Annotated in this window: 18 protein-coding genes; 5 read left to right on the top strand and 13 right to left on the bottom strand. The window is 63.1% G+C overall.

The genetic code is table 11. The features are described from left to right. The first annotated feature begins 27 nt into the window (after positions 1 to 27). A complete protein-coding gene (locus QAT43_RS02910; RefSeq protein WP_305041538.1) occupies positions 28 to 966 on the top strand; it encodes an REP-associated tyrosine transposase in 939 nt (312 codons plus the stop codon). 55 nt (positions 967 to 1,021) lie between these two features. On the opposite strand, the gene QAT43_RS02905 is transcribed toward QAT43_RS02910, so the two are convergent. The 12 genes from QAT43_RS02905 to murB all read right to left on the bottom strand — a co-directional run bounded on the left by QAT43_RS02905 (position 1,022) and on the right by murB (position 12,981). Next, on the bottom strand, positions 1,022 to 1,558 hold the full coding sequence (locus tag QAT43_RS02905) for a hypothetical protein (RefSeq protein ID WP_305041537.1): 537 nt from the start codon (positions 1,556 to 1,558) through the stop codon (positions 1,022 to 1,024). A gap of 2 nt (positions 1,559 to 1,560) precedes the next feature. Further along, entirely contained in the window at positions 1,561 to 2,094 is a 534-nt protein-coding gene (locus QAT43_RS02900; RefSeq protein ID WP_305041536.1) for an RNA polymerase sigma factor, read from the bottom strand. 448 nt (positions 2,095 to 2,542) lie between these two features. Continuing rightward, the gene (locus tag QAT43_RS02895) at positions 2,543 to 2,785 is read right to left on the bottom strand and encodes a hypothetical protein (RefSeq protein ID WP_305041535.1); all 243 of its coding nucleotides are present in this window, start codon (positions 2,783 to 2,785) and stop codon (positions 2,543 to 2,545) included. An 88-nt stretch (positions 2,786 to 2,873) separates the two neighbouring features. Continuing rightward, positions 2,874 to 4,532, bottom strand: a complete 1,659-nt coding sequence (locus tag QAT43_RS02890; RefSeq protein WP_305041534.1) for a hypothetical protein — start codon at positions 4,530 to 4,532, stop codon at positions 2,874 to 2,876. A gap of 207 nt (positions 4,533 to 4,739) precedes the next feature. Beyond that, the gene (locus QAT43_RS02885; protein WP_305041533.1) at positions 4,740 to 5,414 is read right to left on the bottom strand and encodes a hypothetical protein; all 675 of its coding nucleotides are present in this window, start codon (positions 5,412 to 5,414) and stop codon (positions 4,740 to 4,742) included. A gap of 17 nt (positions 5,415 to 5,431) precedes the next feature. After that, a complete protein-coding gene (locus tag QAT43_RS02880) occupies positions 5,432 to 5,710 on the bottom strand; it encodes a hypothetical protein (protein WP_305041532.1) in 279 nt (92 codons plus the stop codon). A gap of 33 nt (positions 5,711 to 5,743) precedes the next feature. Then, positions 5,744 to 7,561, bottom strand: coding sequence for a lysophospholipid acyltransferase family protein (locus tag QAT43_RS02875; protein ID WP_305041531.1), 1,818 nt, complete (start codon positions 7,559 to 7,561; stop codon positions 5,744 to 5,746). Positions 7,562 to 7,703: 142 nt separating this feature from the next. Further along, entirely contained in the window at positions 7,704 to 7,871 is a 168-nt protein-coding gene (locus QAT43_RS02870) for a hypothetical protein (RefSeq protein ID WP_305041530.1), read from the bottom strand. A gap of 410 nt (positions 7,872 to 8,281) precedes the next feature. Beyond that, the gene (locus tag QAT43_RS02865) at positions 8,282 to 9,046 is read right to left on the bottom strand and encodes a DUF4197 domain-containing protein (protein ID WP_305041529.1); all 765 of its coding nucleotides are present in this window, start codon (positions 9,044 to 9,046) and stop codon (positions 8,282 to 8,284) included. Between the two features lie 83 nt (positions 9,047 to 9,129). Beyond that, on the bottom strand, positions 9,130 to 9,921 hold the full coding sequence (locus tag QAT43_RS02860) for a hypothetical protein (RefSeq protein ID WP_305041528.1): 792 nt from the start codon (positions 9,919 to 9,921) through the stop codon (positions 9,130 to 9,132). Between the two features lie 87 nt (positions 9,922 to 10,008). Beyond that, positions 10,009 to 11,757, bottom strand: coding sequence for a B12-binding domain-containing radical SAM protein (locus QAT43_RS02855; RefSeq protein ID WP_305041527.1), 1,749 nt, complete (start codon positions 11,755 to 11,757; stop codon positions 10,009 to 10,011). A gap of 240 nt (positions 11,758 to 11,997) precedes the next feature. Further along, positions 11,998 to 12,981 (bottom strand): UDP-N-acetylmuramate dehydrogenase, encoded by a 984-nt coding sequence (murB, locus tag QAT43_RS02850; RefSeq protein WP_305041526.1) that lies wholly within the window; start codon positions 12,979 to 12,981, stop codon positions 11,998 to 12,000. Between the two features lie 210 nt (positions 12,982 to 13,191). Between murB and pgaA the strand changes: the two genes are divergently transcribed. From pgaA to pgaD, 4 genes are read left to right on the top strand one after another with little or no spacing between them, the layout of a single operon-like run. Then, positions 13,192 to 15,591, top strand: coding sequence for a poly-beta-1,6 N-acetyl-D-glucosamine export porin PgaA (pgaA, locus tag QAT43_RS02845; protein ID WP_305041525.1), 2,400 nt, complete (start codon positions 13,192 to 13,194; stop codon positions 15,589 to 15,591). Between the two features lie 2 nt (positions 15,592 to 15,593). Then, the gene (gene pgaB / locus QAT43_RS02840) at positions 15,594 to 17,525 is read left to right on the top strand and encodes a poly-beta-1,6-N-acetyl-D-glucosamine N-deacetylase PgaB (protein WP_305041524.1); all 1,932 of its coding nucleotides are present in this window, start codon (positions 15,594 to 15,596) and stop codon (positions 17,523 to 17,525) included. After that, positions 17,522 to 18,811 (top strand): poly-beta-1,6-N-acetyl-D-glucosamine synthase, encoded by a 1,290-nt coding sequence (gene pgaC / locus QAT43_RS02835; RefSeq protein WP_305041523.1) that lies wholly within the window; start codon positions 17,522 to 17,524, stop codon positions 18,809 to 18,811. The genes pgaB and pgaC overlap by 4 nt, the downstream gene beginning before the upstream one ends. After that, a complete protein-coding gene (gene pgaD / locus QAT43_RS02830; RefSeq protein ID WP_305041522.1) occupies positions 18,808 to 19,242 on the top strand; it encodes a poly-beta-1,6-N-acetyl-D-glucosamine biosynthesis protein PgaD in 435 nt (144 codons plus the stop codon). Before pgaC ends, pgaD begins: the two co-directional genes overlap by 4 nt. A 136-nt stretch (positions 19,243 to 19,378) precedes the next feature. Here pgaD and trhA read toward each other — a convergent pair whose 3' ends face one another. Then, a complete protein-coding gene (gene trhA, locus QAT43_RS02825) occupies positions 19,379 to 20,029 on the bottom strand; it encodes a PAQR family membrane homeostasis protein TrhA (RefSeq protein ID WP_305041521.1) in 651 nt (216 codons plus the stop codon). Positions 20,030 to 20,148 lie beyond the last annotated feature (119 nt).

Here is a 20,148-nt window from a genome sequence, read left to right as displayed (position 1 = left end):
CTCTTATGAAATCGTTGGAGGGAGGGGATGGCGAGATCGTTAAGAATCAATTATCCAGGCGCTTTCTACCATGTCACATCGCGGGGGAACGAAAGGCGGGACGTTTTCAAGGGTCAACGTGACCGGGAGAAATTTCTCTCGTATCTGGAATCGGCAGTCTTTCGTTACGGTGCAGTGGTTCATTGTTGGTGCCTGATGGGGAACCACTATCATCTGCTGGTGGAGACGCCAGAGGGTAATCTTCCACAGATAATGCGCCACATCAACGGCGCCTACACCACCTACTTCAATGCCAAGCGCAAGCGATCCGGTCATCTGTTTCAGGGGCGGTACAAGGCGTGGCTGGTAGAGGCCGACGTTTATGCTTTGGAACTGTCGCGTTATATGCATCTGAACCCGGTGCGTGCGGGCCTGGTGTCAAGACCGGAAGATTACCTGTGGTCAAGTTATCGCAGCTTCATAGGCCATGTCGGTACTCCCGACTGGCTTAAGACGCAACAGATTCTTGGATGTCTAGGGCAAAGAGTCGGTGGAGCGCCAAGCAGGTATAGAGAATTTGTTGAAGATCGCCTCGGCAAAGAGTACGAGAGCCCACTTCAGGATGCTGTTGCCGGATCGATTCTTGGATGCCAGGCTTTTATCGACAAGGTCAAGCATGAGCATGTGCATGGCCGCGTTCCAGCCAAGGACGTGCCTGCGCTTCGCCAATTGAAGGAGCGTCCGAGGGTGGAAGACATCTTGAACGCCGTCGGAGAGGAGGTGGGCGTGAGCGAAAAGGAGGCGCGTCGGATCGGGATATATCTGAGCCATTCTCTGAGCGGTTTGCCGCTACGGCAGTTGGGTGAAATTTTCGGGATGGGTGAAACTGCGCTTTGCGAGGCGAGTCGGCGAATGAAGATGCGGATCTCCGTCAATCCTGAATTGGCACAGGTGGTGGCGAAAATCAGAGATCGGGTCAATTTATGAAAAATGGAGAGTTGACCCCTTGTACTCAGGCAAATGGAGAGTTGACCCCTTGTACTCAGGCCCGCAACCCCTTCAACCGCCACCCCAGGGAAAAGCCAAGCCAGTGTCCCATGGCGCCGCCGATCAGCCAGAACACCGACAGCAGCGCAAAGGCTTCGCTGTCCAGCAGCACCAGGGCCAGATAGGCGCAGAGGCTGTAGCCGAGGAAATAGGCCTGGCGGCCGCGTCCCAGGGCCTTGAGGTCGCGGCGGTTGGCCGCCAGGCCGCTGAGCAGGGCGCCGAAGAGCACGAAGATCAGTCCGCAGCTCAGGTAGTAGAAGGCCGGATGGCTCTGGGCGTGGAGGCCATGGAGAAAGGCATGATGGGTGGCCGCGCCGAGGCCGAACTGGGGGCAGACGGCGAGGGTCGCCAGGCCCGCGGAGAGCTGCACGGCCAGAAATTTTCCGAGGATGGTGGGCAGCGAGGGGTTCTGCCCGCGCCGCGCCTGGCGCAGGATGGCCGCGTCGGTTTGGGTGCGCGGCCGCAGGGGCGCGGCCTCGACGAAACGGGCGAATTCCTCGAAATTCCCTTGGCGGCGATCCTTGTGGGCCATGGTCACACCTCTTTTCCGGTAAGAATCGCGCGCAGCCGCCGCACCGCGCGGCTCACCAGTTGGCGGGCGTTGCCCGAGCTGGTCTGCAGCTGCGCGGCGATGTCCTCGAAGGATAAATCCTGATCGAAGCGCAACGCCAGCGCCTCGCGCTGGGCGGGGCTGAGGCTGGAGAGCTCGCCCAGGGTGTCGCGGATGGACCGCCGCGGGGTGCGTGGGTCGGCGACACCCATCCCGGCGTCGTCGGTGAAGCTCAGATGCCGGCCTAGCGCCCGGTCCCTGCGCAGGTGATCGATGAGCGCGTTGCGGGCGATGGTGAAGATCCAGGGGAGAAAGGGAATGCCCTCGTGGTAGCGATCCCGCGCCGCGTGCAGCTTGGCGAAGACCGCCTGGAACACGTCCTCGGCCTCGTCGCGATCGCGCAGGCGGTTGAAGAGGTAGCCGAGAATTCGGTCCCGATGCCGGGCATAGAGAATCTCGAAGGCCTGCATGTCGCCCTCGGCATAGGCCGCCATGAGGTGTTCGTCCGCCGGAAGCATGCGCCCATCCTTTGTTGATGACAACGAAACCCCGCCACAATTTGTGACAGGGAAAATTCAGCCTTGGCTGTTGTCATCCAGGCTAGCGCCGGACGTGGACGAATGCTTTGATGCAGGTCAAGGGAGCGGGGAATCCTACTTGGTGCCGAACCTCGATTGGATGCCGGTGAGTGTTCGCTCGGCCAAAATCAGGCAGCGCCGGCAAATGCTGGGGTCGGACCCCGTTGACGGATTGGATTTATCGTGGAAATTACCCTAAACCTTCCCTGTTTTGTGCTTAGCCGTACTGATGCGGTTCACTTCGCTCACCGGCATCCTACAGCGGACGAGAGCTTCGTAGGATGCCGGTGAGCGAAGCGAACCGCATCTTTCCTGCAACAGCTCGCACGGAAAAGGCCACCGCAAGCAGGGTGGCCTTTTTCGTGTGTGGCAGCATTTGAGATGAATATCAGTAAATGACGGAGCGTTTCTGGATTTCGGCTTTGCGCCGCAAATATTCTTCTTGAGTGATTCTGCCGGCTTTCAGATCGGCTTCCAGGTCGTCGAGAGCCTTTTTGTTTTGGTACTCATAGACCGCGCCGGCACCGCCGGCGCCCACCGCCGCTCCGCCGACGAAGCTGCGGCTGCAGCCGGCGTTGGTCGTCAGCAACAAAGCAATGGCGAGAATAAATAAACCTGTACGGATTTTCATGCTCAGGCTCCTTTCTTTCTTGCCCTTGCCTAAAAAATATCCCTCTTGAGTATCTTGTCAATTCTCGGCCGGCTCCTTGGGCTGGGGGTCAAAGATCCTCGATCCGCAGATCCGTGGCGGCCTCTTTCCATGCCGCGCGAAACTGTTGTTCGACAAACACCGCTTCGTCGCGACGGTCTTGGGCCAGCAAGGACTGCCACAGACCGAAGAGCAGCCGTCCATCGCGCGGGCGTTTTTCCAGGATCGCCGTCCGGAACACGCTCTCCGCCTCCTTGGCCTGTCCGGCGCGCAGCAGTGCGGCGCCGAGCGATTCCTGCACCGGGTAGTACCACGGCGGCGGTTCATCGTACTGAAGGGCCGCTTCGAGGTCGACGGCGCGCCGCCATTCCTCGATGGCCTTGGTCTGATCGCCGCGCGCCCAGGACAGCTGAGCGTCCAGGATGGCCGAGGCCAGTTTCAGAACATCCACGGACTTGTTGTTGATCAGATACTGCGATTCGCCCGGGATGGCGGTCCGCAGGGCTTCAAACTGCGCATGCTCGGCCTCGGCTTCGGGCAGGCGGCCCAACTCGGCCAGGGCCAGGGCCCGCGCGAAATGCCGAAAGGCGCCAACCAGCTTGCGTTCGTTGCGTGGCGCCGGGGCCTGAAGAACTTCATCCCAGCGGTGGAAACGCAGATCCACCATCAGCGGATAAAGCAGGAATCCTTCCAGCATCTGCATCTCGAGATCGGCGTCGCCGACGTTTTGGACCATCTCCAGCGCCGCCTGCTTCGCCTCCGCGTAGCGCCCCTGCTGCGCACGGGCGTAGGCGATGAAGTGCAGGTTGTGCGTCCAGTACATCAGCGGATAGATTCCCGTCGCGCCGGTGCGCTGCACGAAGGCCTGATCGGCCGCCGCCGCGTTCAGGTTGGTTTCGGAGGCCAGCTCGTAATCGCCGGTCTGCAGGAAGATGTGTCCGGGCATGTGCACCAGGTGGCCGGCTCCGGGGGCGAGATGCATAAGGCGCATGGCGCTGGGGATGGCGCGCTCGAGATTGGGCGAGGCTTCCACCGCGTGAATGTAGAAGTGGTTTGCGCCGGGGTGATCCGGGTTGCGCTTGAGCACGGACTCAAGGACCGCGACCAGTTCCAGGGTGCCGGGCGCGGGTTGGCCGTCGAGGGTCCAGAGTTGCCAGGGGCGCAGCATCATCAGGCTCTCGGCGAACAGAGTGGCGGCATCCAGGTCGTCGGGATATTGGCTGACCAGTTCGCGCATGGCGTTGCTGTAGTCAAGATGGGACTGCTGCCAGTCCGAATCAGCTTTCGGCGACGGATAGCGCCGCGCGAGGGCGCGGATATAATCCTGCTCGCGGGCGCTGCCCCTGGGAGCGTTGGCGACGGCTTTGCGGACCGCGTCGTAGGTGGCCTGGGCGCGGGCTTGGTCGACCTCGGTGTCGTTGTAGTTGGGACCGATGGACAGCGCGAGTCCCCAGTAGGGCATGGGGGCCTCGGGGTCGAGCTGCGCCGCGCGGCGGAAGTAGCGGGCGGCTTCGGCGTGGTTGAATCCGTAGAGCAGCATCAGCCCTTGGTCGAAATAGGTTTGCGCCTCGGCATGGCGGGTGGTGATGGGATGGTGGTAACTGCCGAGGCCTGGATGAAGTTCGGTGGCGATGCCGGCGTCGCCGTGCCCGTGCTGCGCCATGGCAGGAGCGGGGCAAAGCAGAAGCAGGCCGCAAAGAAATAGGATTGTCGCTGATAGGGTTCGCATGGCTGACCTCCCTGTGCCCGATGTTTGAAAATCGGGGTTTTCGAGTGGGCGCCAAGTGTGGAAATGGCGAAAAAATAACGGTTATTCAATAAGTTAATCATATTTCGATTCCGTACATTGTCAAGCGGGCAGCCATTGTGGATGGGGCATGCGCCGGGAGCGACATGGACCGGCTCAGACCCGCAGTCCCTTCAGCCGCACGGGGCATTAGAGTCTAGCCGGCAGGCACTCTTCACCGATGAGCTCAATTTGTCGCAGGGGGCTGCCGGGAGGTCCGCTGCGCCCGGAATAGCGCAGAAAGACCCCATCTGTGGCGCGCAGCCAATAATCGCCGTGCCAAAGCCAGGTCGGCACGCCCACGGCGGTAATGCGGATGCGGCGCGCTGAATGGCGGACGTCATCCAGTTCAATGGTTTCTAAACTCTGAGGCTGTGCGCGCAGGCGTCGTACTTCCAGAGTATCAGGGCGCACCATCCAAAATTCCAGAGTCCCGGCATCACTAGCCACCAACCGGCGCAATGCCACCGACAGCGCCTGATACCAGGGGGCTTGATCTATGGCTTGCGTCTTCGACAGGGCCTGCCCTTGCCAGGTTCCAGCGAACACCAACTGTTCCTCTCTTCGTTCGACCTGAAGGTCGGTGTTTTTCTTCTGGTCGATGAGGCGCCAGGATCGACTTTCCCAATCGCCCGTAAAAAGGTTGATGTGCTCCTGGCGGTCATCGATCGAGCGCAAGCGCACGGGCTCAGTGGCTTCCAAGATCCAGGAAAAATGCCCTACTTTCTGTCCTTCCCGCTCCTCGTAGCAATACTGCTCCAGGGGGCTGGCGCTGGCGCTGGCGCAGCCGCACATTATCAAGAGCAGTCCTGCCACAATTTGCAAGTGCAATAAACCCTGTTTCAGGAGCATTGGCGTTGGGCGGCCGAAAGCGGCTGGTTGGAGCAACTGTCGCGGCGGGAACCTGCGCGTGCGGATTCACGGCGCACTTCGCCGGCCACGCTGGCCATGAAGCGTGCCGTGAGCAGAGTACCGAGGGGGCCGAGGAGCATCATGGCGAGCAGCCATAACCTGATCCATTCGCCGGAGGCGAGCCTGCCGTCGAACCAGAGGGAAACCGCCGCGAAGATCAGCAAGGTCGCCAAGGCGGAGAAGGGCCAGAGCAAAAGCAGGGTCAACATAGGGGGGGTCCTTGGGGTGCCGATCTCATCAGGTCAAAATCCCTCGGCGATTTGCGTGGTTTGATGATAGGCCAGAAACCTGGCGGCGCCCTCCCGGCCGCAATAACGTTCCAGGGTTTTCATTTCGGTTTGCCGCAGGTCGACCAGAATCAGGCCATCGAGCACATCGCCAAAGTCCTCATCGAGGCTAAACGACAGGATCTTGCCGCCCAGATTGAGATACTGGCGCAGCAGCACGGGCACGCCGCGACCTTCAGGTTCGAGATCCGCGACCACGGAGGCGATTTCATCAAAATTCGCCAGCAGCTCGCGGGTCGCCTGGTTCGGGCAGCCGGGCAGCCGGGTGTGCTTGAGCCGCAGGGGACGGCGTGCCTTGACCAGGCGCGACAACTCGGGAAGGGTGCAGGAGCGGCTCAGGGAGGCCGCCATCAGGCGGCGCGAGGCCGGAGCGTAGTCGCTGCTGATGCTGACCGGTCCGAACAGCACGGCATATTGGGGATGTTCGGTCACGAAACGGCCGATGCCTTTCCAGAGCAGCATCAGGGGCTGATAGGATTTTTGGTATTCCGGGCGCACGAAGGAGCGGCCAAGTTCGAGCGCCGGGCCAAGCTGGTCGAGGAAGGAGCGCTCATAATGAAACAGGGTGCGGGTGTAAAGGCCTGCCAATCCCTGTTCGGCAAGGAGGTGATCGCTGCGGCCCAGCCGATAGGCACCGACGAGTTCGCGGGTTTGCCCGTTCCAGAGAAACAAGTGGGAGTAGAACTTGTCGAAGCGGTCCAGATCCAGGGCGCGGCCGGTGCCCTCGCCCACGCCGCGAAAGGTCAACTCGCGCAGCCGACCGATTTCCTGGAGCAGGCAGGGAATTTGCCCGGCCCGCGCCTGCCAAACCTCATAAGGGCCGTTCTCCGCCAGGCGTTGCGCCCTGGGCAGCCGATCTATTTCCTCTTGCAGGGAGTCAGGACAAACCTCTGGTATCAGGGGCGCGAAAATCCCTGCTTTCTTGGGTTCATGGCCAGGGTCCTGGGGCCGGCGCTGTTCGAGCAAATAGGTGCGGGTGCGCAGGTAATCGGTGATTTCGGTGTCCGTACGATGCGCCAGGCGGCGGAAGGGAATCGGTGCGCCGATGCGCACCTCGATGTTTTGTCGACGTTTGTTCAGCAGTTCATGGGGCAGCAGCGCGGTTCTCACGCGCTTGTGCAGCAAGCCCAGGCCTTGAAACAGCAGGCTGTTGCCGCCGGGGAAATAAACGGGCAGCACGGTCGCCGATGTTTGCTTGACCAGTCGCCCCAGGGTGGTGGACCAAGGCGGGTCGGTGATGCCGCGATCCCTTAGGCGCACGTGGGAGACTTCGCCGGCGGGGAAGAGAATCACCGCGCCTCCCTGGCGCAACCAGCGCAGACACGCGCGCAGGGGGGCGATATTGGCGCGCGCCGAACCTTCCCCGGCGAAGGGATCCACCGAGATCAGCCGGTCGCGCATCTCCGGGATGCGCGCCAGCAGGGAATTGGCCATCACCCGGGTGTCCGGGCGGATTTGCTCCAGCAGGTGGAGAAGGATCAACCCGTCGGCCGCGCCGAAGGGATGGTTGGCGACCACCAGCAGCGGCCCGCTGGCCGGAACGCGGCCAAGGTCCTCCGCGCCGGCCTTGGCGCTGATGCCGAGCAGGTTAAGCACCTCGCCGCAAAAGTTGTGCGCGGATCTGGTGGGCATTCCCGCGTACAGCCGACGACACTCGGCGAGGGACAGGAGATGTTCGACGCCGCGTCCGATGGGGTTAAACAGTTTGCGCTTTAGGGGCCCGTGGAAGGGTTGCAGGCGAAAGATCTGATCTGGCGTGGGTTCCTGGGGCATGGGGAAACTCCTTATGAAGAACCCGGTCGGCTTCGATGACGACAGGTTTGAAGAGCGCCCCTTAAATGCCCATGGAACGTTAAAGGGTTGCTAAGGTTGCATTAAATTTTCGTGCGCTCACCCCTGGTCCCTGCCTTTCAAATCAGGCTCTTGTTTGCCGTGCCGCGATTTTGAGCCGGAACCCGGCGATCACTCTCATGGCGTCCTCAAGAGAGAGTTGCGCATCGGCCCCCAGGGCTTCGAGTTCGTCGGCGTCGAGAAAGTCGGGAAAGAAACGCTCCGCATCATTGATTTTCAATTGGCCGTACATTTTTTAGGCTCCTCGCTGGTTGTAAACGGTTGCGCCCGGGGCATTCACCGGCGCGCCAAGGGTCTGCCGCTCTTAGCTAGCCGGCGTTCGGACGGACACACATTGGACCAGGTTGGTTAGGTCGGGGTTTTTCCGGAATTAGATTGTTGTTATCTCGTTGGTTTTTTGCGCGGGGCCGCTTGACCCGACTCGGCCGAGGGATCCGGGGGAGATATTCTCTTAACAATTGCCTGATCGTTCGCTTGAAAAAAACCCGGGGAAAGGATGGATCCTCTTGGTTGCGTGAGCTATCTTCGCGTGGGCATGTCTTTTGTGCAGAGGGAGGACGATGTTGCCGGTTGAAATCCCCCCTGACCCCCCTTTGTCAAAGGGGGGTAGGGGTCCGCTAGGGACTGGCAAGAATCGGTGTGTTATTTGGCGCCGAACACCTGCTGGAGCAATTCGGTGGTGCGCTTGGCGGGATTCTGGCGGATGGCGGCCTCTTCCTGGGCGAGGTAGTGGAAGATGCCGTCCATGCCCTTGTCGACCACGTAGCCGGTGAGGTCGGTCTTGACCTCGGGCACCAGGGGCAGGCTGCGGTACTGGCCCATGACGGCATCGTAGGATTGGACGGCGCCGACCTCGGAGAGGCTCTCGGCGACGATGGGGCGCATTTCGGCGGCCAGGGGCTGGGACATCTTGCCCTGGAAGTAGCGGGTGGCGGCGTCGGGTGGGCCGTTGTAGATAGCCATTACATCATCGAGGGTCATGGCGTCGATGGAATCCATGAACAGTTGCTTGGCCTTGGGCGTGGCGACCTCGGCGGCGCGGTTGAGCTTGACCTCCAGATCGTCGAGCATGGGCGACATGCCGAGCGGCCGCAGGGCAGAGCGCACGCGATCGAGGCTGTTGGGCAGGGGGATGCGCACCTGCGGGTCGGCGTTGAAGCCGTTGAGGGCACCCAGGCGGCCGACGACGTTTTCCGAGCCGACGCGCAGGGCGTCCTTGAGGCCGGCGGCGATCTGCTGGTTGGACAGATTGGCGGTGCCCGCCGTCGGCGCGCCGCTGCCGCCGAGCATCTCGCGGCCCTTTTGCAGCCAGTTGCTCTGCGCCGGGGATGGCGTCGGCAGCAGCGAGGCCGAGAGCAGCAGGGACATCAGGATAACCAGGGACCGGCGCGAGTGAGACGCGGGCATGAGGGCAGCTCCTGGGTGTGGGTTGGGCAAACGGGGACGGCCTGCGCCGCGCGTGGAGGCGCAGGCCGTCCGGGCCTTCGGGACTAGAAGCCGAGCTTGCGCAGCAGGCTGGCCAGTTCGGCGAGGGTCTGCAGCTTGCTTGGATCCTCGAACAGGTCGGTGATCTTGCGGAAGTGGGCCGGTTCGCGCACGCCGGGGATGAGCTTGCGCGGATCGACGCGCTCCTCGAGCAGCCCTTCGATGAGCTCGCGGAAATGGGCCGGCTCGCGCACCCCGGGGATGGGCTTGCGCGTGTCGATGCGGTTGATGGCGATGCGGTCTGCCAGCTTGAGCTCGGGATAGACCTCGTCGATGACCGAGATGAGCACTTCCTCCTCGCTCGCCAGGATGGCGGCGCCGTTGAACCAGTGGGCCGGCTCGCGGATGCCGGGGCGCAGTTGGGCGAGATCGGCGAAGAGTTCGGGGCGGATCTGGCGGAAGTGGGCGGGCTCCACCCAGTCGTGCTTGAGCTTGAGCTTGAGGGCGTCGATCCACAGGAACACGACGGAATAGCTGCCCGCGGCGATGCGGTTCTTGCCGACGGTCTTGCCCGTGAGGCGCTTGAAGATCGCGGCGAATTCCCGCTCGAAAAGCGTGCCCTTGAGATTTTCCGCTTCGAGTTCCAGGGCCTCGATCTTGCCCCCTTCGGCGATTCTTAGCTGGACCGGCAGGGACGTCGTGACGACGAAGCCGATCTGGCGGGCGATGCGGTCGAAGGCCTTGTCGACCTCGAGCTGCACGTCCTCGCGCAGAAAGCGAAAGATGTTGATGAGATCCTCGTAGCGTTGCATGACCGCCGGGTGCGCCGGCTCGACCCAATCGCGAAACTTAGCCATGATGTTTCCTCCCAGAGTTAGAAAACCAACCAAGAACGTCGCTCAGATACGCCATCCATTCCGTCGCTGCTTTTCAAGGTCTCCTTTCTACCGGTTGTTCTCCAACCGGCTCTTGAACTGGTCATAGGGAATCGGGCGCTTGAGGGCGCCGAAGAAGTTGAACGCGCCGTCCGTGGCAAAGTCATGGGCGGTTTCGCGCTCCGCGTCGTCGCGCAGCAGAAGGCCGTCGAGGAGCGCGGCCAGGCTGGGCTCGCCGTAGGCGGCGGGCTTGGGGCTGGGCGCGGGCCGGCCGTCGTAGGCCGTTTGCAGGCGTTGCAGGATGCGTTCGCCCTGGGCGCGCAGGGCGATGCCGTGCTCATCCACGCCGGCGCGAAGGCTGCGCATGGCGTCGTTCACCGCGCGGCGATCCTCGGGATCGATGTCCCGCACCAGGTCATAGATGCGACACAGGTGGCGGTAGGTGTCGATGTTGGTCTGCTTGATGAAGCAGCGCACCTCGGCGCGCAGCTCCTCGCTGATTTTCTCCGGGAAGAAGCGGCGCAGCAGCAGGTAGGAGAAGTCGACCTCCATGTTGAAGTAGTGCAGGCCGTAGTCGCTGAAATTGCGGTCGAAGAAGGCGTAATTGGCGATCTTGTGGAAGCACTCGACGCGCGCGTCCTTGATGCGGTAGTCAAAGCCGAAATAGTCGCCCGCGAGGATGCCGTCGTCGCGCAGCTTTTTCTCCAGGCCGGTGTAGGCATAGGCCTCGGCGCGGCAGAAGTTGAAGGGATTGTCGACGTGGCGCTCCATGAAGCGCAGGTTGATGCGCAGATCCTCCAGGCTGGTGTCGGGCTCGAACATCAGCAGGTTGTAGGCGATGTGCAGGTCGTAGTCGTTGAGGATGCGCAGGGCGTTTTCGATCTGCGCCACGGTGTTCTTGCGGTTGAGGTTGTCGAGCCCGCGCTGGGAGGCGTTCTCCACGCCGAGAAACACGCGAAAGATTCCCAGTTCGTCGAGCACCTCCATGGCCTCGCGGGTGATGCTGTCGGGGCGCGCCTTGACGGCGATGGCGATTTTCTCGACCCCGGCCTGGCGCAGGCCGTCACGCAGGGCTTCAAAGCGGGCGAGAGCCTGTGCGGGATCGGGCAGGAAGAAATTGTCGTCCTGGAAATTGAAGATGCGGATGCCGTGGTCGAAGTAGAGACTTGTCATCTCGGCGACGATGTTGTCGATGCCGCGAATGCGGAACTTGCGCCCGCCGCCGCTGCGGTACCAGGCGTCGATGCTGCAGAAGGCGCACTCGCGCCAGCAGCCGCGGCTGGAGAGGATGCTGGCGATGGGCTGGCCGAAGTATTCGTGAAAGCTGGTGCGGCGCGGGAAGGGCAGGGCGTCGAGGTTTTCCGGGTTGCCCTGGCCGGGGTTAAGCGCGATCTCGCCCCTGGCGGTGCGGTAGCAGAAGCCGGCGACCGGCGAGAGATCATCGAGGTGCGCGGCCAAGGCGCAAATCAGCTCTTCCCCTTCTCCCAGGGCCACGGAGTCAAAGGCGGGGAAATCCGCCAGCAATTGCCGGGCGTTAAGGGCGGCGAAATGCCCGCCGGCGGTGAGATGCCCGGCGAAGCCGCCTTCGCGTAGGGCTTCGGCGAGGCGGCAGAACTCTCGCGCGCGGCCGGTGAAGACCATGGAGAGCCCGGCGATGTCGGGACGTTCGGCCCGCACCCGGCGCACCACCGCGGCGATGTCCGCCTCTTCGTTGAAGGGCAGGATCAACGCCTCGTGCCCGGCGGCTTCAAGGGCCGAGGCCATGTAGCGCAGGCCCAGGTTTTCTTCCAGTTCCGCTCCGATCAGGGCAACCTTCATGAACGACTCCCGAGGAAAGGTTAAGGAGATTGAATTTCAATGAAGACGAGTTTTGTCCGTCTAATAGGTTTTGGGCTGCTTTTGTTCAGGATGTCGTTGGTTGGATTTAACTGTCTGAAAATTCGACTAAATAAATCTTGCTCGACTGGTTTCTGTTTAACAGGATTTTGGCGGAATGCAACTTTTGCTAATGAAATTTAGAGGCAATGTCGGGATGGTGAGAGAGGGGGAAGGTTCGGGTCAGGAGTGAAAATCCGCCGACGGCGCCTGGTCGGCGGGCATGAGGCGCCCCTGGGGATCGACGTAGCGCACCTCGCAGCGCAGGTCGAAGCCGATGCGCGCGAACACCACGCGGCGGATGTGGGCGATGAGGGCGAGGACGTCGGCGGCGCTGGCGCCGCCGCGATTGACGATGAAGTTGGCGTGGCGCGGGCTGACCTCGGCGCCGCCGATGCGGGTGCCCTTGAGCCCGGCCTCCTCGATGATCTTGCCCGGCGGGCCGACGCTGGCGTGCATCTCGGCGGTGCTGAGAAACACCGAGCCGCAGTTGGGTTCCTTGCGCGGAAATTTGCGGCGTCGCTCGCGTAGGTCGCGGACCATGGCGCGGCGGATCTCGCCGGGATCGCCCGCTTCGCATTCCAGTTCGGCGCGCACCACAATGGCGCCCATCTCCTGCAAGGCGCTGTGGCGGTAGGAGAAGGCGCAGTCCTCCGGTCCGAGAATCCGCTCATTGCCCTCGGGATCGATCGCCCACACCCGCCGCACGTTCTCGCCGATGCCCCGGCGCTGGCTGCCGCCGTTCATCAGCACCAATCCTCCTAGCGTTCCGGGGATGCCGATGATATGCTCCAACCCCCCTAGGCCGGCCTTGGCTGCCTGGCGCGCCAGGTGGGGCACCCAGACGCCGGCCTCGGCGCGGATGCGGCGACCGTCGATCTCCAGGTGGGCCATGCGCGCGCCGAGCTTGAGGACGATGCCGCGCACCCCGGTGTCGTCGAACAGCAGGTTGGTGCCCTGGCCGATGGTCAACAGCGGTATGGCGTGCCGGCGGGCGAAGCGCACCAGACGCGCCACCTGTGCGGCGCTTTCCGGCTCGACCAGCACATCGGCGGGGCCGCCGATGCGCCAGCTGCAATGCCGGGCGAGGGGTTCGCGCACCTGAAAGGCTCCCACCTCAAGGCGAGCGAGTTGCTGAACATGGGCGGCGAGGTCGCGGGGGGGCATGGTCCAATCCTGGAAGTTCTTGATAGCGGGTGGCAAATTCGTAACAGCCTTTTTTGCGCCATGCAAGAATTTTATTTCTTGAAATTTTTTAAGAATTGTGGTTAAAAATAATTTATTGAAAAACTCGCGACTTCCGGACCAACCCTGATGCGAGGGTTCATGGGCAGAAACGATCAAGGATTAAAATGGCCGGTGCGGGGCTGCCTCGCGATGGGCCTCACCGCGTTGCTGACGTTTGTTCCGGCGTCCGTCGGCGCAACATCCCCGGCCCCCGCCGCAACGCAGGAGCGCGCCGTATCCCTGGCGCGGGGCGGGGAATTCGACGAGGCGCTGGTCCTTCTCGGCGAGCTTCATCGGCGGTATCCCGACAATCAGGCGGTGGCTTACGATTATCTGACCGTGCTTGGCTGGGCGGGCCGGGACCTGGAGGCCGCGGCTCTTGCCGAGGGATTGGATCTGGGCCGGGCGCCGGCCTATGTGCTGGAGGCCGTCGGCAAGGCCCTGCGCAATACTCAACGTTTCCACGACGCGGCGGTGCTCTATGCCCGGGCCCAGGGGCGCTTCCCCGGCCATCGCGATTTCATCGAGGGGCATGTCTATGCCCTTGCCGAAGCGGGGTACTTTGACGCGGCCGAGGAGCGCATCGCGCAACTGCGCGCCGCCCATCCCCGGGAGGTCTGGCCCCTGCGTCTTGAGGCTTACGTCGCCGGCTTGCGCGCCGATTTCCCGGCGGTGCTGGCGATCAACCAACGCATCCTGGAATTATCCCCCAACGACCCCATCGCGCTGCGCGAGCGCATCCTCGCCCTGGAAGCCCTGGGCGCCACCCACCGGGCCGCCGCCCTGGCCGAGGAACATCCGCAACTCTTGAGCCGCACGGAATGGCTGCGCTTGAATACCGGAAAAGCCGCGCACCATGTGCGCTGGGGGTCCCTGGAGCCGCCCGCGGAAGAGCTGCGCTTTGCCGAAACCGACCGGGCCCTGGCGCTGATCGACAAGAATCTGGCCGGGCTTGATCCCCAGGATCCGGTGGCGCGCCCCTTTGTGCTGCAAGGGCGTTTCGACCGGGTGGTGGCCCTGCGCGACCGGGTGCGCATGGCCGAGGCCGCGGCCGAGTACGAGAGCCTGGTCGCCGAGGGCGTCGCGCCGCCCGCCTACGCCGTGCAGGCTGCCGCCGATGCCTCTCTTTATCTACGGCAGCCGGAGAAGGCGCGCGATCTCTACCAACGGGTGCTCGCCGAGGAGCCGGGGAACTTCGAGGCCGGGCTGGGCCTGTTCTACGCCTACATCGAGACCGAGGATTTCCCCCGGGCCTACGCCCTAGTCGACCGGTTGCAGGCGGAACAGCCCGTCTGGCGGCAGGGGCGCGGCGTCGGCGCCAATCGGGAACGCCTCGACGCGGATGTGGCCGCCGGCCTCGCGCGGGTCTTCGCCGATGATCTGCCCGAAGGGCAACGGCGCTTTGAGGCGATGCATGCTTTGGCGCCGCACAATCCCGATCTGGTGCGTGAGCTGGCCAACGTCCAGGCCGCGCGTGGCTGGCCGCGCCTGGCCCAGCAAACCTACGCGGATGGGCTGCGCATCGCTCCCCGGCACCTTGGCCTGGAAACCGGCCATGCCGCGACCCGCCTGGATCTGCGCGAATTCGACGAGGCGCAGGCCGAAATCGCCGACCTCTATCGCCGCTATCCGGAAAATCTCCAGGTGCGGCGCTTGCAGCGCCTGTGGGAAATCCATCGGATGCGCGAGCTGCGCGCCTTTGCCGCCTATGCCGACAGCAGCGGCGCCGAGCCCGCCAGCCGCGAGCTGCGCCTGGGCAGCACCCTGTTTTCCTCGCCGTATCTCACCCATTACCGGGCCTTCGTCGGCGCTTTCTGGAGCAAGGCCGATTTCCCCGAAGGCCGGGGCATCCATCAGCGCTACGGGGGCGGCCTCGAATATCGCGGCCGCGACCTGGAAGGCACGGTTTCCCTGAGCGCCAACCACAGCGACGGCGGCCAACTCGGCGCGGCCCTCGCCGGCACCTGGTATCGCGACGACCATTGGTCATTTCCCTTTGCCCTCGAACTGTTCAGCGCCGATACGCCCCTGCGCGCCCTGCGCAACGGCGTCGATGCCGATGCCGTGCGCCTGGGCGCGGACTATCGGCAAAGCGAGCGGCGCCGCCTGGGGCTGGGTGTTCAGTTCATGGATTTCAGCGACGGCAACCAGCGCGCGCGCCTGGGCGGCTATGGGCGCCAGCGGCTGGTGACGCGCCCCCATTACAAGCTCGACGGCCAGCTCGATCTGTACGCTTCGACCCATCGGCGCAGCGACGTGCCCTATTTCAGTCCCGAGCAGGATTTTTCCGCGGAATTCACCCTGGATAACGACTGGCTGCTCTACCGGCGCTACAGCCGCACCTTCGGTCATCGCCTGGCGCTCTCCGGCGGCGGCTATTGGCAGAAGGATTTTGGCGCCAAGCCGGTGGGCGCTCTCCTCTATGAGCACAACTGGCAGGCGGATTACCGCTTCTCCCTCACCTATGGCGCGGTGCTGAGCCGGCGCGCCTACGACGGCGACGGGGAAACGGGAGTCGAGTATTACCTGCGCCTGGGCTGGAGGCTCTAGACATGCGCATGAGAATTCTTTCTTGGTCGCTCTTGTTGTTGCTGGCGGTTATTCCGTCGCAGGCCCGCGCTTTTATCGCCCTGTGCTATCACGATGTGCAGGAGGTGGTGGACGATCCCGACGGCATGGCCGTGTCGCGGGACAATCTTGTCGCCCAGTTTGCCTGGTTGCGGGAAAACGGCTATCGCCCGGTGAGTCTGGACGACCTGCTCGCCGCGCGGCGCGGCGAGGGGGCCCTGCCGGAGAAGGCGGTGCTGTTGACCTTCGATGACGGCTACGCCAGTTTTTACACCCAGGTCTATCCCCTGCTCAAAGCCTTCGAGTATCCGGCGGTGCTGGCCCTGGTCGGCAGCTGGCTCGAAGTTCCGGCCGACGGGCAGGTTGCCTACGGCGATAGCCTGGTGCCGCGCGCGCGGTTCATGAGCTGGGAGCAGATCCGCGAGGTCGCCGCCTCGGGCCTGGTGGAAATCGCCTCGCACAGCCACGCCCTGCATCGTGGCATTCCGGCCAATCCCCAGGGCAACGAGCAGCCGGCCATGACCACGCGCCGCTACGACGCGGCGAGCGGCCGCTACGAAACGGATGAAGCCTATGCCGCGCGCTTGCGCGAGGACTTCTCCCGCAACGCCGCCTTGCTGAAAAAACAGCTTGGTCAGGCACCGCGCGTCATGGTTTGGCCCTACGGTGAATACAACCGCCTGGCCCAGGAGCTAGCCGAAGAAGTCGGCATGTCCATCAGCCTGACCCTGGATGTGGGAGAGAACGCCCCCAGTGAGCTGAGCGCGGTGCGGCGCGTCTTGATTCTCGACAATCCGCCTTTGGCCGACTTCGTCTGGCAGATGCACAACCCTCAGTGGCAAAGGCCGCAATCCCTGCGCGTGGTGCATGTGGATCTCGATTATGTGTACGACGCCGACTCCGCCCAGCAGGAAGTCAACCTCGGCCTGCTCCTCGATCGCATCCAGAAACTGGGTGTCAGCACCGTCTATTTGCAGGCCTTCGCCGATCCCGACGGCGACGGCACGGCTGATGCCCTGTATTTTCCCAACCGCCATCTGCCCATGCGCGCCGACCTGTTCAACCGCGTCGCCTGGCAATTGCGGGTGCGCACCGGGGTGCAGGTCTATGCCTGGATGCCGGTGCTGGCCTTTGTCCTGGGCGAGGAAGGCGACCTGGTGCTGAGCCGGCAAGCGGATGGTCCCGCCGCGCCCGATCCCCGCCAGTATCGGCGTCTTTCCCCCTTTGCCCCCAAGTCACGGCAGCTGGCCGGGGACCTCTACGAGGATCTGGCCAAGCACGCCGCCTTTGCCGGAGTGCTGTTCCACGATGACGCGCTGCTCTCCGATTTCGAGGATGCCCATCCCGCGGCCCTGGCCGCCTACGCGGCGGCCGGACTGCCCGGCGACATCGGCGTCCTGCGCGCCGATGAGACACACCAAGGTGCCTGGACGCGCTTGAAGGCCGAGGCGCTGCACGATTTCACCGCTCATCTGGCCGAGCGGGCGCGCTATTGGCGGCCCACCGTCAAGACGGCGCGCAATCTCTTTGCCCGGCCGGTGCTGGAGCCGGCCAGCGAAGCCTGGTTCGCCCAGAGCCTGCCGCGGTTTCTTGAGCGCTACGACTACACGGCGGTGATGGCCATGCCCTACATGGAACAGGCCGCCGACCCCGAGGGCTGGTTGAAGGATCTCGTTCAGCGTGTCGCCGAAACGCCGGGTGCCTTGGACAAGGTGGTGTTCGAACTGCAAAGCGTCGACTGGCGACACGACAATCAGCCCGTGCCCGGAGCGGTCCTCGCGCGGCAGATGCGCCTGCTGGCGCGCCAGGGCGCCCGTCATTACGGCTATTATCCGGATAATTTCTTCCACAACCAGCCGCGTGCCGAGGATCTGATGCCCGTGATGTCCCTGCGCACCTATCCGTATCTGCCATGACGATGCTCACTTATCTCGAACATATCCGCGGCGTCCTGCTGGCCTTTTTGTTCTTCTATCCGCTGTTCATGGCCTATCTGTGGATGATCGGCGCCATCTATTACTATTGGCGCCGCGAACGCAACCAGGGGGGCTATCAGGACGAACCCAAGCTGCGCGAGTATCCTGGCGTATCCCTGGTCGTACCCTGCCACAACGAGGGCGACAACGTGCGCGAGACGATCGCCGCGCTGCTCGCCCAGACCTACCCCAACTTCGACATCATCGCCGTCAACGACGGCAGCAAGGACAACACGGGTGCGATCCTCGACGCGTTGGCGGAGCAGCATCCGCGCCTGCGCGTGCTGCATTTCACCCAGAATCAGGGCAAGGCCATGGGGCTGCGCATGGCGGCGCTCTCCTCGCCCCATGAGTTTTTGATCTGCATCGACGGCGACGCCCTCCTCGATCCTCACGCCACCACCTGGATCATGAGCCACTTCGTCAACGGCGCGCGCGTCGGCGCGGTGACGGGCAATCCGCGCATCCGCACCCGCTCGACCCTGCTCGGCAAGGTGCAGGTCGGCGAATTCTCGGCGATTATCGGCATGATCAAGCGCGCCCAGCGCATCTACGGGCGCATTTTCACCGTGTCGGGCGTGGTGTCGGGATTCCGCAAGTCGGCCCTGCACAAGGTGGGCTTTTGGAGTCTCGACAAGGTCACCGAAGATATCGACATCAGCTGGAAACTCCAGCTCAACTACTGGGACATCCGCTTCGAGCCCAACGCCCTGTGCTGGATTCTCATGCCCGAGACCCTGCGCGGTCTGTGGAAGCAACGGCTGCGCTGGGCGCAGGGCGGCTACGAGGTGCTGCTCGCCAATCTCGTCGGCCTGTTCAACTGGAAAAAGCGGCGCATGTGGCCGGTGGTGCTCGAATTCGCAACCAGCGTGATCTGGAGCTACAGCATGCTGGCGGTCGCGGTGCTCTGGACCCTGAGTTTTTTCATGCCCCTGCCCGAGTATCTGGAACTGCCCTCCATGGTGCCTCACTGGCCGGGCGTGGTCCTCGGCCTGACCTGCCTTTTGCAATTCGCGGTGAGCCTGGCCATTGATTCGCGCTACGAGAAGGGTCTGGGGCGCTGCTACTACTGGATGATCTGGTATCCCCTGGCCTTCTGGCTGATCAATCTGCTGACCTCCATCGTCGGCTTGCCCAAGGCCCTGTTCAAACCGCGCGGACGTCGCGCCACCTGGGTCAGTCCCGATCGCGGCGTCGCCCAAAGCGGTGAAGGAGTCGCGCCATGAGGCCGCCCATTATCGAAAACCCCAAGGGCGCCACGCGTTTGCAGCGCTACAGCCAGGGCGTGCTGACGGGCGTGTTCTGGGTGTTTCTCGGTTTGCTGCTACGGCCGCTGCTGACCCTGGGGGCCTGGTTGGTGGGCGGGCATCTGGCCTTTCTGGCGATGTTTCGCTTGGATGGTCTCGGCAGCCTGTTTCGCGTGCCGTTGGTGTACTTTTTGGTGGTGGCGCTCATCGGGACGGTGCTGATTGGTTGGTCCACCTACAATCTGCTGCGCTTTCGCCACAACGAACGACGCACTCGCCAGCCCGATCCTTTGACCTCGGCCCAACTCGCCGGATTTTTCGGCGTCGACGAGGCGCTGGTGCGGCGCTGGCAGGGCAGTCGACGCATCGTCATGGGTCACGACGAACAGGGCCGGCCGGGCGAGGGATGAGCCTGTTCAGATAAGGACCAAGAACAAAGACTTTTTTAACAGGGATGGACAGGATGAACAGGATGAAAACCTCACGCCAAGGGGTTAAATCCTGTCTGTCCTGTCCATCCCTGTTTTTTTGTCCTTGGTCTGTGGTTCAGAATCTTGGCGTGGGGATGACGTGCCAGAGGACCGCCAGGTAATGGAGCAGGCTTCCCGCGAGGACGAACAGGTGCCAGATGGCGTGGTGATAGAGCAACCCCTTCCAGGCATAGAAAATCAACCCCAGACTATAGGCAAGACCGCCGGCGAGGAGCAAGTGGATGGCCGGGCGCGGGATCAGGGCCACGGCCGGCTCGATGGCGAAAAGGATCAGCCACCCCATGGCCAGGTAGATGAGGGGTGCCAGGATTTTGAAGCGATGGATGAAGAAGATCTTGAAGACCACCCCCGCCAGGGTCAGTCCCCACACCGCCCCGAACAGCGTCCAACCCCAGTTCCCTCGTAAAAACACCAGAGTAAAGGGCGTATAGGTGCCCGCGATGAGCAGGTAGATGGTGGAGTGATCGAGGATTTTGAATGTTTTTCCATAACGATCATGAAACTTGAACACATGATATAGGGTGAACAAGGCGTAGGAAATGATGAGGCTGGCGCCATAAATGGCGCAACTCACCACATGCCAGGCATCCCCGTGGCGCGCGGCCGTCACCACCAGCACCACCAGGCCGGGGATGCTCAGGGCAAAGCCCAGGCCGGGGGCGAGAATGTTGGCGATCTGGGTGCTGCGGTAATAACGCGGGTCCATGCAGGGATTTTAACAGATGCGGCGGGTAGGTGTAGGGGCGCAGTATGCCGCGCCCCGAGGTGTTGTTACGCCCCCGGCGTAGGGGCGCACCGATGTGCGCCCTGGGCGAGGCAGCGCCT

The organism is Geoalkalibacter sp., from assembly GCF_030604225.1.
GTDB lineage: Bacteria > Desulfobacterota > Desulfuromonadia > Desulfuromonadales > Geoalkalibacteraceae > Geoalkalibacter.
The sequence above is the reverse complement of the archived record's forward strand: the minus strand, read 5'-3'. Positions and strand labels throughout refer to the sequence as shown.

Bases quoted from the DNA above. Each gene is read 5' to 3' on its own strand.
- QAT43_RS02910 (WP_305041538.1), top strand. From the start codon at position 28: ATGGCGAGATCGTTAAGAATCAATTATCCAGGCGCTTTCTACCATGTC.
- pgaB (WP_305041524.1), top strand. From the start codon at position 15,594: ATGCGCATGAGAATTCTTTCTTGGTCGCTCTTGTTGTTGCTGGCGGTT.
- QAT43_RS02865 (WP_305041529.1), bottom strand. From the start codon at position 9,046: ATGCCCGCGTCTCACTCGCGCCGGTCCCTGGTTATCCTGATGTCCCTG.
- QAT43_RS02880 (WP_305041532.1), bottom strand. From the start codon at position 5,710: ATGTTGACCCTGCTTTTGCTCTGGCCCTTCTCCGCCTTGGCGACCTTG.
- QAT43_RS02895 (WP_305041535.1), bottom strand. From the start codon at position 2,785: ATGAAAATCCGTACAGGTTTATTTATTCTCGCCATTGCTTTGTTGCTG.
- pgaC (WP_305041523.1), top strand. From the start codon at position 17,522: ATGACGATGCTCACTTATCTCGAACATATCCGCGGCGTCCTGCTGGCC.
- QAT43_RS02900 (WP_305041536.1), bottom strand. From the start codon at position 2,094: ATGCTTCCGGCGGACGAACACCTCATGGCGGCCTATGCCGAGGGCGAC.
- QAT43_RS02855 (WP_305041527.1), bottom strand. From the start codon at position 11,757: ATGAAGGTTGCCCTGATCGGAGCGGAACTGGAAGAAAACCTGGGCCTG.
- QAT43_RS02890 (WP_305041534.1), bottom strand. From the start codon at position 4,532: ATGCGAACCCTATCAGCGACAATCCTATTTCTTTGCGGCCTGCTTCTG.
- trhA (WP_305041521.1), bottom strand. From the start codon at position 20,029: ATGGACCCGCGTTATTACCGCAGCACCCAGATCGCCAACATTCTCGCC.
- pgaA (WP_305041525.1), top strand. From the start codon at position 13,192: ATGGGCCTCACCGCGTTGCTGACGTTTGTTCCGGCGTCCGTCGGCGCA.
- murB (WP_305041526.1), bottom strand. From the start codon at position 12,981: ATGCCCCCCCGCGACCTCGCCGCCCATGTTCAGCAACTCGCTCGCCTT.
- QAT43_RS02870 (WP_305041530.1), bottom strand. From the start codon at position 7,871: ATGTACGGCCAATTGAAAATCAATGATGCGGAGCGTTTCTTTCCCGAC.
- pgaD (WP_305041522.1), top strand. From the start codon at position 18,808: ATGAGGCCGCCCATTATCGAAAACCCCAAGGGCGCCACGCGTTTGCAG.
- QAT43_RS02875 (WP_305041531.1), bottom strand. From the start codon at position 7,561: ATGCCCCAGGAACCCACGCCAGATCAGATCTTTCGCCTGCAACCCTTC.
- QAT43_RS02860 (WP_305041528.1), bottom strand. From the start codon at position 9,921: ATGGCTAAGTTTCGCGATTGGGTCGAGCCGGCGCACCCGGCGGTCATG.
- QAT43_RS02905 (WP_305041537.1), bottom strand. From the start codon at position 1,558: ATGGCCCACAAGGATCGCCGCCAAGGGAATTTCGAGGAATTCGCCCGT.